Consider the following 11655-nt stretch of genomic DNA (forward strand, 5'->3'; position numbering starts at 1 on the left):
GCCTCGACCAGCTCGGTCGCCGCGTCACCGTCCCGACGCCCCCGCACCACACCGCCCTCGACCGACACCTCCGACAGCAGCGTCACCTGCGGCACACCCAGACGCTCCGCCAGCAGCGCCGGCAGCACACCCATCGTCCCGTCCGTCGACGCCATCCCGCCGATCACCAGATCGAACCCGGTCTCCTCCAGCGCCTTCGCCAGAACCGCCGACGTCCCGATCACGTCAGAACCGTGGATGCCGTCGTCGTTCACGTGCACGGCCTTGTCCGCACCCATCGACAGCGCCTTGCGCAGCGCGTCCTTCGCGTCGTCCGGACCCACCGTCAGCACCGTCACCTCGGCGCCCTCGTTCGCCTCCGCGATCCGCAGCGCCTGCTCCACGCCGTACTCGTCCAGCTCCGACAGGAGGCCGTCCACACCCTCCCGGTCAGTGGTGTGATCGTCCGCGAAACGACGGTCCCCCGTCGCGTCCGGCACGTACTTCACACAGACGACGATCCTCAAGCTCATGAGCGGTTCTCCTGTCACGGGTGCAATGGACGCACTGGATCCATGGCCTCAGGCATGCCGGGGGTACTGAGTGCCAAGCCGGCCCGGGCGCGACGAGCGCACCACAAGCGCCACCTGGACCGGGATACCGTGTCGGCTCTCTTCGACTGGCGTCAGAGGCTCCACCGAGAGAATACGGCACTCAGTACCCCTCGTAAAGGAACTCAGTACCCTTCCCGGTCCCCAGGGAGCGGACACAAGGTTTCCGCAAGCTGCCGCCAGGTCTCGTCAATGAATCCGTCAGACCGCCCGGAGACCATCGACCCCGGGGTCCGTCACACGGCCCCGACCTGGGATCAAGGAGGGGGAGAAGGATGACCTTGGTGCACGGGGAACAGGACAGCACGCCGACGAACGGGGAGCGTGACAGCACGGCCTGGAGCAACAACGGGCCGTGGGAGACCCTGCGGGACCGCAAGGAGGTGCTGGTGGTCGCCCAGACGCTGGTGTACGCGAAGCGGCTGCACGACTTCTACTCGCTGCTCGCCTCGGACCTGCGGGTCCACGTGCAGTTCACGGTGGCACCGCACATGTTCAACCCGGGCGCCGCAGAGGTCCTGCGGGCGCTGGGAGGCACCGTACTGCCCTGGGAGCAGGCGATCCGACGCGAGTTCGACCTCGTGCTGGCCGCCGGCTCGCAGGGGATGGAGCAGTTGCACGGCCCTGTCGTCCGACTGCCGCACGGGGCCGGCAACATCAAGCTGTCCCGGCGCGGCGCCCCGGACGGCGAGCGGGCGGCCATCGGCCTCGGCCCGGAATACCTGTACTGGGAGGGGCGGCTCGTCCCCGCCTCCTTCGCCCTCGCCCACGAGGAGGAACTGCTCGAACTCCGGCGCAGTTGCCCCGAGGCCGTCCCGATCGCCGAGGTGGTCGGCGACCCGTGCTACGACCGGATCGCCGCCGCGCTGCCGCACCGCGAACGCCACCGGGCGGCGCTGGGGCTGCGGCCGGAGGAGAAGCTCGTACTGGTCTGCTCCACCTGGGGCGACGGCTCGCTCTTCACCCGGCTCGACGCGGTACTGCCGAGGCTGGCCTCGGAACTGCCCCGGCACGGCTACCGTGCCGTCCTGCTGACCCACCCCAACATCGCGGCGGCGCACAGCGCGTTCGCGGTGCACTCCTGGGCGCGGGCCACCGCCCGCGAGGCCGTCACGGTCGTCCCGCCGGAGGTGGACTGGCGGCCGCTGCTGGTCGCCGCCGACTTCATCATCGGGGACCACGGCTCGGTCACCTTGTACGGTGCGATGACCGGCGCCCCGGTCCTGCTCGCCGAGTACCCGCACCGCCACGTCAACCCGCGCTCGCCGGCCGCGCAGCTCGCCCGCACCGCGCCCGCGCTCTCCCCCGGACATCCCCTCGTCGACCAACTCGGGTACGCCGCGGAGCAGTACCGCCCGGAGGAGTACGCCGCCGTCGCCGCCCGGATCAGTTCCGAGCCGGGCCGCTTCGACCGGAACGCGCGCCGGCTCCTGTACCGCGTCCTCGGGTTGGGGCAGCCGGCGCACACCCCGGATCCGGAACCGCTGCGGCTGCCCGACCCGCTGGACTCGATCGCGGCGGCCGAGTCCCGGCGGGCCGGATGAGCGCGGCGCTGCACACGGTGTGGCTGGTGCCGGTTCCCTCGGCGGTGGGCGGCGGGTCGGCGGTGGGCGGCGGCTCGGCGGCGGTGGGCGGCGGGTCGGCTTGCGGCAGCTCGGCGACCGAGCTGTTCGACGCCCGGGTGACAGCCGGTCCCGGTGTCCACCACGGGCTGCTGGCCACGTGCCCGGCGTCCACGGCTCCGGCGGAACGGCCGGGCCCCGGGTTCGTGGACGAGCACCTGGTGCTCGACCTCACCGAACCCGACGGTCTCCGCTGGCGCCGGCACGCCGACGTGCTCCACCTCGGGCCCGTCCCGGAGGCGGATGTCCACGCGCGGCTCGCGGAGCTGCTGTCCGCGCATCCCGGGTGTGCGGTGGCCACGGCCGTACACCGTCCGGGAACGGTGGTGGTGCTCGCCCGGAACGGGGACCGGCTCGTCCTGCGGGCCTCCGCCCCGGCCGGTGGGCCCGTCCCGCCGCCGGTCCTCGGCTCGCTGGCGCACGCCTGGCTGGCGGCCGGCCGGGCGCTGGCCGAACTCCGCCGGGTCAGCGCCGCTGTCCCGGGGCCCGGCCTCGTCATTCCTCCGGTACGTCCGGACGGCGGGTGACGACGGAGTCGTCCGCGTACGCGGCGAGGCGGTCGGCCAGTCTGGCCGCCTCGGCCGTGGCACGCGCCTCCTGGTAGCGGGCCAAGGACTGTTCGAAGCGGGCACGCGCGACGTCCGGACGGCCGCGCCGTTCCTCGACCTGCCCCGCGAACTCCAGCGTCCGCGCCTCCCAGTGCACCGAGAGCCGGGCCCGGAAGCCCGCGAGGGCCTCCTCCAGACAGGTGTCGGCGAGGTCGTAGGCGCCGAGCATGCCGTGCGCCAATCCCAGGAAGGCCATCGCGCGGGCCGCCTCGTAGTGGTCGTCGATCGAGGCCAGCTCGCGGTGCGCCCGCTCGGTGGCGGCGACGGCCTCCGCCGGCCGGCCCGCGAGCAGCAGCACCTCGCCGTACGCCAGCCGGGCGAGTGCCGAACCGCGCAGGTAGTCCTCGGCCTCCCGGAGCTCCACCACCCGGCGCAGGCACGCGGCGGCCTCGTCCAGTCGGTCGGCCATCCGGTGGGTCTGGCTGAGCCCGTACAGCGCGTCCGCCTGGGCCAGCGGGTGGTCCGTCTCGCGGGCGAGTCCGAGGGCCTCGGTGAACCACCGTGCCGCCTCCTCCCCCTCGCCCGCGTTCCGCAGGCCGTTCCCGCCCGAGGTGAGCATCCGCAGCTCGCCGGCGCGGTCACCGACCGCACGGGCGGCCCGCAGTCCGATCCGGTGGGCCTCGACCCACAGCCGGGCCGGGCGGAGCCGGAGGAACAACGGCCACATGGCGTCGGCGAGTTGCCAGGCGGCCGCGGGCCGGCCCAGCTCCTCGCACCAGCGCAGCACGCCGGCGAGGCGGTCGCGTTCCTCGTCGAGCCAGTCCAGGGCCCGTACGTCGTCCGCGAACACCCGGGCCGGGTGATGCGATCGGGCCTGGTAGTCACGGGCGAGCGTACGGTGGCTCGGCGAGACGACCGCCTCCGCGGCGGTGGTCGAGGCGAGGTACCAGTCGACGACCCGGTCGAGCGCGGTACGGCCGGCCTCGCCGTCCCGGAGCTCCCGTCCGTACGCCTGGGCGTGCAGCCGGACCAGGTCGTGGAAGCGGAACCGCTCCGGCCCCGTCTCCTCCAGCAGGTGCACGTCGATCAGGGCGTCCAGCAGCCGGTCGGCCTCGGCCGGCTCCACGTCCGCGAGGACGGCGGCGTTCTCCAAGGTGAACCCGGGGAAGGGCAGCAGGCCCAGCAGGCCGTAGAGCCGGGCGGCGTCCGGCGCCAGCACTCCGTAGGAGGCGTCCAGCAGATCCTCCACCGCCTCGCCCTCCACGTTCAGCGCCGCCAGCCGCTCGGTACCGCGCCCCAGTATCTCCGCGGTCGCCGCGAGCGACTGTGCCGGACGGGCCGCGATCCGCGCCGCCGCCAGGCAGATCGCCAGCGGCAGCCCGGCGCAGGCGTCCACCACCTCGGCCGCGGCCTCGTACTCGTCGACCACCCGCCGTCTGCCGACCCGCTCGGCCAGGATCTCGGTGGACGCCTCCGGCGCGAGCGGGGTCAGCGGCCGGAACACCGCCCCGTCGATGCCCAGTCCGGTGAGCCGGCGACGGCTGGTCACCACGACCACCGTGTGGTCCGAGCCGGGCAGCAGCGGCCGCACCTGGGCGGCCGTCGAGGCGTTGTCCAGCAGCACCGCGATCCGCCGCTCCGCCGCCAGCGAGCGCCAGAGCGCGGTGCCCTCCTCCAGGTTCTCGGGCACCGGCGAGATCCCGAAGGCCCGCAGAAAGCCACCGAGGGCCTCGGTGGGGTCGGCGGGGCCGCCGGACGCGTAGCCGCGCAGGTCGGCGTACAGCTGGCCGTCCGGGAAGCGGCCGGCCTGACCGCGCAGCCACTGGGCGGCCAGGGCCGTCTTGCCGACCCCGGCGGGGCCGGTCACCACAACGGTGACATCCGCTGCGGTGACATCGTCGCTCAGCGACCGGTCGAGCGCGGCCAAATCGTTGTCCCGTCCGATCAATCTCCTTGGACAGGGAGGGAGTTGGCGTGGTGTCGGCAGAGCCGAAGGGCCGTGCAGGTGCAGTCCGCCGTGGATCGCTCCGGCCTGCACCACCGGGCCGGAGACCGTCGTCGCGCCGGCCAGCGAGTTCCGCACCACTCCGTAGGGCAGGTTGACGTCGTTCACGGGCACCCGCCGAGCACGGTCGATCCTGTCACTGGGCCCCCCGGCCTCGTGCGAATTATCGATTCGGCACTAGCACATGACATATCGTCATGTCGAGTTTATTCCCGAAGAGGCCGGAGCGGAACCCCGCAATGGTATGGCCGGTTGCCCCGGCCGCATGCGATGCTCACCCGCGACACAGCAAGCTGGTAGCCAACCGGCGGGGGGCGTCGCGTGAAGTTCCATCTCCTTGGTTCAGTTGAACTGTCGGTGAACGGAGAGCCGTTGGCGATTCCGGCCGACAAGCGACGGCAATTGCTGGCCGCTCTGGCCCTGGAGGCCGGAAGGCCTCTCTCCCACACCTCGCTCGTATACCGACTGTGGGGTGAAGATCCCCCGCCCAGCGCGTTGACCAGCCTCTACAGCCACGTTTCCCACCTGCGCGGACTGCTGCGGCAGGCGGCCCGGTCCGCCGGGGCGAAAGACCTCCGGGAAGCGCCGACGATCGAAACAAAGTCGCATGCGTACACTCTGCAGGCAGACCCCGTACTGATTGACTGGCACCGATATCTGGACCTCTCCGACAATGCCGGACGACTCGCCGAGAACGGACAGGACCACCAGGCCAGAACCGTCCTGAGCCGGGCCATGAGCCTGTGGTGCGGCGAACCACTGGCCGGCCTTCCCGGCACCTGGGCCCAGACCACCCGCGCCGCCATGGCCGACCAGCACTTCATCACCACGCTGCGCCGGATCGAGATCGACCTGCGCATCGGCCGCTTCGCCGAGCTGATCCCCGAGCTCACCGCCCTGCGCGAGGGGCGTCCCACCGACGAACGGCTCGCCGGCCACCTGATGACCGCGCTCTACGCCGTCGGCCGACAGGCCGACGCGCTGACCGTCTACCCCGCCGTCGCCCGCCTCCTCCACGCAGACTTCGCCACCGCGCCCGGCGAGCCCCTCGCCCGGCTCCACCAGCTGATGCTGCGCGGCGAACCGCTCCCCGCAACGACCGAGCGGACGACGGTCGCCCTGACCCCCGACCCACCGGCCACCCCGCCCGCGGACGTCCCCGGGCGGCACCGGCTGATCGGCCGGGAGGACGACCTCCGGCGCGTGCTGCCCGGCCCCGACGCCCGGCTCGCCCAGGGGGGCGTGGTGACCGTCTCGGCGATCCTCGGCATGCCCGGGGTCGGCAAGACGACCCTCGCCCTGCACGCCGCCGACCTGATGCGCGAGCACTTCCCGGACGGCTACGTCTACCTCAACCTCCGCGCCCACGTCGGCAACCAGCCGCCACTGACCTCGGAGGCCGCGGGCGCCCTGCTGCTCAGACGCCTGGGCGTGCCCGCCACCACCATCCCGCTCGACGCCGACGAGGTGTTCGCCCTGTGCGCCGAGACGCTCTCCTCGCGCCGCGCCGTGGTCGTGCTCGACGACGCCTCGAACGCCGCCCAGGTCCGCCCGCTGCTGCCGCCCGCGCCGACCGCCCTGGTGCTCGTCACCAGCCGCCGGCGCCTGACCGAACTCCCCGGCGCCCGGCCGGTGTTCCTGGACGTGCTGACGGTGGACGACGCGGTGGCCCTGTTCACCGACGTGGTGGGGCCCGAGCGCTCCGCGGACACCGAGAGCGTCATCGAGATCGTCGAGCGCTGCGCCTACCTGCCTCTCGCGATCGAGATCATCGCCAGCCGCTTCAAGGGCCGCCCGTCCTGGACCCTCGGCCACCTCGTCCGGCGGCTCTCCCGCGAAGGCGGCCGCCTCGCGGAGATCCGCACCAACTCGGGCAGCATCACCCAGGTCTTCGAGCTGTCGTACCGCTGCCTCTCCGCCGGTCAGCGTTCGGCCTTCCGGCTTCTGGGCCTTTTCCCGGGAACGGATTTCGGTGTGCACGCGGCGGCGGCCCTGTTCGGCTGGAAACTCGACAAAACGGATGAGGTGCTGGAGGCGCTGCTGAACGTCCATCTGATCATCGAAGTCTCACCCGACCGCTACCAACTCCACGATCTTTTGCGCGAGTTCGCAGTGACCTTGAAGGTGGAACAGGACCAACGGGAAGCCGCGACCGAACGGCTGCTCCGCTTCGCCCTGCACGCCGCCGACCACGCGGACCGGCTGCTCTATCCTCACAGATCAAGAACCAGGCTTCCCGAGGATCAACAACTCAGCGATCTGGCAGATGTGTTGAGCGACATCGAGATGAACTCACCGGAATCCGCGCGGACTTGGCTGGATATCGAACACGCCAGCCTGATCGCGCTGGCCGCGCACGCGCCCCGGGTCGGACTCGCCGAGCACAGCGCCTGGCTCGCCCATGTCCTGGCCGGCCACCTGGACGCCGAGGCCTACTGGAGTGAGGCGCAGGACATGCATCGAGCGGCGGCGGCGCAGTGGCGGTCGCAGGCGAACCACCGGCAGGAGGCCCGGGCGCTGATCGACCTGGGAGCGACGCTCGCCAACGCCTCGCACTACGAGCCCGCCGCCACGGCCCTGGAGCGCGGACTCGGCCTCGCCCGCACGGAGGGCGACCTGGACGCGGTGGCGAGCGCCCTCAACCTCCTCGGTCGGGTGCGGTGCGACCAGACCCGGCTCCACGAGGCCCTGGCGATCCAACAAGAGGTGCTGGCCATTCGGGAGAAGCAGAACGACCAGTGGAACGTCGCCCGCTGCCTCGTCAACATCGGGATTCTGCACCTATCACTGGGGGACACCGACGCCGCACTCACAGTCCACGACAGCGCATTATCACTGGCGCGGACCTTCGATGACCAGCTCCTCGAATTCCGAATAATGAACAACATCGGAGACATCCATCTCCGCAGTGGACGCAGCTCCATGGCCCGACGAATCTTCGAGCGAATCCTGAATTCCGGTGACGGCATCGTGCCCGAACTGGAGCTGTCCATAGTCCGCAGCAATCTAGCCGAAACCATGGAAATTCCCGAGGAATTCGAAGCCGCGCTCACGCTCTACCGATCCGCTCTGGAAACCTTTCGCGAAATCGGCGCCGTCCGCCACGAATCCGCGAGCAGGAACGGACTCGGCCAGACCCTGCTCGCCGCCGGTCGGCACGCGGAGGCCCGGGAGCAGCACACGCTGGCCCTGGAGCTGGCCCGCTCCATCAGTACCGCGCGCGAGGAGGTGGCGGCCCGGCACGGCCTGGGGCGCTGCGAAGCGGCGGCCGGAAACCTGCCTGCCGCTCTCGCCCACCTGACTGCGGCCGTCGCCCTGGCCGAACTGGTCGACATCTCGGACGAGGCCGAGCAAGTCCGCTCGACCCTCGCCGAGCTGGAATCGAAATAGTCACATCGCAAGTTCAAATCGAACCGGAATACGGGCTTCAGGCCTTCGTTTGTACTGACGTTCAATCTCTGATTGAATTCTTTCACCCGGGCTCCCCGATCAACCGCTGAACCATAGGAAGCGTACATAAAGTGAACACGTTCATGCACAACGCGCACCCGGCCTGCCAGGTCATCGACTCGATCTTGATCTGGTGCAACGTCCGCTAGCATGACGGCCGCCTCTCCCGCATCCACCCCGGAAGCCAGACTTCGAAGGTGTAGCTGAATCGTTTCGGCGACGCGGGAGGGGCGGCCCGATGGGGGAGCTAACCGGCGGATGCCGACGGCGGGGCGTCCAGGAAGTCGGCGGTCGGGGCGAAGAACAGGCCGCCGGTGACGGCAGTGGAGAAGTCGAGCAGCCGGTCGGTGGTGCCGGGCGGGTTGCCGACGAACATGTTGCGCAGCATCTCCTCGGTCACCCCGGGGTCGGCGGCGTAGCCGATGAAGTAGGTGCCGGCCTCGCCGCCGTGGCCCGCGGAGCCGAAGGTGCCGTACGGCATGTTGCGGCGGAGGATCTTCCGTTCCTCGCCGTTCGGGCCGGTGAGCCCGGTGAGCGCCACGTGCGAGTCGGCGGGCTTGACGTCGTCGGCCAACTCGATGTCGGTGAGCTTGGTGCGGCCGACCACCGCCTCCTGCTGTTCGACGCTCAGCGCGTTCCACTTGTCCATGTCGTGCACGTACCGCTGCACCACGACGTAGCTGCCGCCGGTGAACTCCGGATCCTCCGCGCCGATCAGGGCCGCGCGCTCGGCGGCCCGGCCCTCCGGGTTCTCGGTGCCGTCGACGAAGCCGATCAGATCCCTGCCGTCGAAGTAATCGAACCCTTGCACGGAGTCCACGACGGTGGCCGCCCCGGCGAGCCGTTCGGTGAGCTGCGCGGCCAGCTCGAAGCAGAGGTCCATCCGCTCGGCCCGCAGGTGCAGCAGCAGGTCACCGGGGGTGGCCGGGGCCCGGTGGCGAGGGCCGGTCACCTCCCGGAAGGGGTGCAGGGAGGCCGGCCGGGGGCCGTCGAACAGGCGGTCCCAGAGGTCGGAGCCGATCCCGGTGACGCAGGTGAGTCCACCCCCGGGGGCCCGGAAGCCGACCGAGCGGCGCAGCCCGGCGAGGTCCGGCAGCAGCTCGCGGACGGCGGCCTCGCGGCCGGGTTCGACGGTGAGGACCAGGAAGACCGCCGCGTCGGTCAGCGGCGAGAGCACGGCTTGTGGTTCGGCCTGCACGGTCGTGGCCTTTCTCCGGAGACACGGGTGGAACGATTACATCGCGAAGCGGACGATCCGGCTCCGCCGACGCGCGGCCGAACGGCCCCACCGGATGAGCCGAACGGCCCTGGCGGAACGGCTTCCGGCAGGGCCGTTCGGCTCATCCGGCGCGCTCGTCCGAGTGGACGTCAGGCGCGCCGCCGCCCCACACCGCCGACCGTCACCGCGGCGCCGAGCGCCGCCGACACGACCGGCACCACCAGCGCCGCCCGGAAGCCCTCCAGGGCGGTGGCCCCCGAGCCCAGCACCGCCAGGTTCACCGTGGTCACCACCGAGAGCCCGAGCGCCGCACCGAACTGGAACGAGGTGTTGAGCAGCCCGCCGGCCAGCCCCTGCTCCTCCTCCGCGATCCCCTCGGTGGCCGCGATGGTCAGCGGCCCGTACGCGAGGGCGAAGGCGAGCCCGGTCAGCAGCATGGTCGGGAACATCATCGGGTACGTCCAGTCGGCGCCCACCGGCAGGAACAGCCCGTACGAGAGCACGGCCAGCAGGAAGCCGCCGAGGATCACCCGGGCGTTGCCGAAGCGCTCCACCAGCTTCGGGGTGAGGGTCGGCGCCAGCACCGAGTCCGCGCCGACCGCGAGCAGGGCGAGGCCGGTCCGGAGCGGGGACCAGCCGCGCAGGTCCTGGAGGTAGAGGGTGGCGACGAACTGGAACCCGAAGAACGAGCCGGCGAACAGCAGCGCGCCGAGGTTGGCCCGCAGCAGCGGCCCGGAGCGCAGGATGCCCAGCCGCACCAGCGGCGCGGCCGAGCGGCGCTCGATCACCGTGAACGCCACCAGCAGGACGACCCCGCCGGCCAGGACGGCGGCGGTGGTGCCGGCGCCCGCGCCGGGCTCGCCGATCCGGATCACGCCGTACACCAGCAGCAGCATCGACCCGGTCGCGGTGGCCGCCCCGGCCACGTCGAAGCGCCCGCCGCGGGCCCGCGCCGGCGCGGCCTCGCGCGGGATCAGCGGGACGGCCGCCGCCAGCAGCGAGCCGGCCAGCAGCACCGGGGCGAAGAACACCCAGCGCCAGCTCACCGCCGTCAGCAGGCCGCCGACCACCAGGCCGAGCGAGAAGCCCGCCGCGGCCGTCCCCGCGTACACCAGCAGCGCCCGGTTGCGCCGCGGCCCCTCGGGGAACGCGGTGGTGATGATCGACAGCCCGGCCGGGGTCATGAAGGCCGCCGACAGGCCGGTGGCGAAGCGGGCCAGGACCAGCACCCAGCCCTCGGTGGCCAGCCCGCCGAGGCCGGAGAAGAGCACGAAGACGGTCAGCCAGAGCAGGAACATCCGGCGCCGGCCCAGCAGGTCGGCCGTCCGGCCGCCGAGCAGCATGAAGCCGCCGTAGCCCAGTACGTACGCGCTCAGCACCCAGGACAGCGCGCCGGTGGACATGCCCAGGTCGGCGCGGATCGAGGGCAGGGCCACGTTCAGCATCGCGACGTCGACGCCCTCCAGGAAGATCGCGCCGCAGAGCACCGCCAGCACCGCGGCGGACCGGCCGCCGGGCCCCGACGAGGGCTCCTCGGGCGCCGGGGCGGCGTCCCGGCTGTTTTCGGGCAGGGCTGATGACACGGGCACCTGAGGCTCCTCGGAGAAAAGGGGGGTGGCGAGGGCTTCGGACGGTTCTCTTCCGTCCGGTCGGTTCCCTCTTGTAACCACCCGTCATCCTCGGGCAGCATCAGGGATCGTGGAAGAAGGCACTTCGAAGGAACCGACGCACTGCACGGTTACCGAGGACGGCTACGACGCCTTCCAGTGGGACGTCCGGGAGGACTGCGAGGTGCGGCAGATCCTGGACCGGGTCGCCGACAAGTGGTCGCTGCTGGTGATCGCCCTGCTGGACCGGCAGTCGCTGCGGTTCACCGAACTGCGCCGGGCGATCGACGGGGTCAGCCAGCGGATGCTCACCGTCACCCTGCGCCAGCTGGAGCGGGACGGCCTGGTCGAGCGGACGGTGCACCCGGTGGTGCCGCCCCGGGTGGACTACGCGCTGACCCCGCTCGGGCGGACGCTGCACGCCACCATCCGGTCGCTGGTCACCTGGACCGAGGCGCACCAGCGCGAGATCGCGGCCGCGCGGGAGGCGTACGACGCCCGGGCCCGGGAGGGCGGCTCCTGACCGGGCACGCCGAAGGGGCGGGTGCGCCCGGCGCTGACAGCGGTCGCGGCCACTCTGTCGTAGTCGGTGTCCTTGGCGACGAAGTGGAACT

Annotated in this window: 8 protein-coding genes; 4 read left to right on the forward strand and 4 right to left on the reverse strand. The window is 71.8% G+C overall.

Annotated elements, in window-relative coordinates; genetic code table 11:
- Positions 1-512, reverse strand: a 512-nt coding sequence (locus ACFRMQ_RS29340; RefSeq protein WP_380733685.1) for an electron transfer flavoprotein subunit beta/FixA family protein, incomplete at its 3' end; no start/stop codon positions are given.
- A 353-nt stretch (positions 513-865) separates the two neighbouring features.
- On the opposite strand from ACFRMQ_RS29340, the gene ACFRMQ_RS29345 reads away from it, so the two are divergent.
- The gene (locus ACFRMQ_RS29345) at positions 866-2134 is read left to right on the forward strand and encodes a hypothetical protein (RefSeq protein ID WP_380733686.1); all 1269 of its coding nucleotides are present in this window, start codon (positions 866-868) and stop codon (positions 2132-2134) included.
- Between the two features lie 26 nt (positions 2135-2160).
- A complete protein-coding gene (locus ACFRMQ_RS29350) occupies positions 2161-2739 on the forward strand; it encodes a hypothetical protein (protein WP_380733687.1) in 579 nt (192 codons plus the stop codon).
- Here ACFRMQ_RS29350 and ACFRMQ_RS29355 read toward each other — a convergent pair.
- Positions 2708-4879, reverse strand: coding sequence for a hypothetical protein (locus ACFRMQ_RS29355; RefSeq protein WP_380733688.1), 2172 nt, complete (start codon positions 4877-4879; stop codon positions 2708-2710). The two genes, ACFRMQ_RS29350 and ACFRMQ_RS29355, sit on opposite strands and share 32 nt — an antisense overlap.
- 207 nt (positions 4880-5086) lie before the next feature.
- Here ACFRMQ_RS29355 and ACFRMQ_RS29360 point away from each other — a divergent pair, with 207 nt between their 5' ends.
- Complete coding sequence (locus tag ACFRMQ_RS29360; RefSeq protein ID WP_380733689.1) at positions 5087-8155, forward strand: tetratricopeptide repeat protein; 3069 nt, start codon at positions 5087-5089, stop codon at positions 8153-8155.
- Positions 8156-8462: 307 nt separating this feature from the next.
- Here the strand turns inward: ACFRMQ_RS29360 and ACFRMQ_RS29365 are convergent, their stop codons facing one another.
- Together ACFRMQ_RS29365 and ACFRMQ_RS29370 are read right to left on the reverse strand one after the other, a co-directional pair.
- On the reverse strand, positions 8463-9413 hold the full coding sequence (locus ACFRMQ_RS29365; protein WP_380733690.1) for a Dyp-type peroxidase: 951 nt from the start codon (positions 9411-9413) through the stop codon (positions 8463-8465).
- A gap of 170 nt (positions 9414-9583) precedes the next feature.
- Positions 9584-10930 (reverse strand): MFS transporter, encoded by a 1347-nt coding sequence (locus tag ACFRMQ_RS29370; protein ID WP_380733692.1) that lies wholly within the window; start codon positions 10928-10930, stop codon positions 9584-9586.
- Positions 10931-11132: 202 nt separating this feature from the next.
- Here ACFRMQ_RS29370 and ACFRMQ_RS29375 point away from each other — a divergent pair, with 202 nt between their 5' ends.
- Entirely contained in the window at positions 11133-11564 is a 432-nt protein-coding gene (locus ACFRMQ_RS29375) for a winged helix-turn-helix transcriptional regulator (RefSeq protein ID WP_380733691.1), read from the forward strand.
- Positions 11565-11655 lie beyond the last annotated feature (91 nt).

The organism is Kitasatospora sp. NPDC056783 (genome assembly GCF_042789895.1).
GTDB lineage: Bacteria > Actinomycetota > Actinomycetes > Streptomycetales > Streptomycetaceae > Kitasatospora.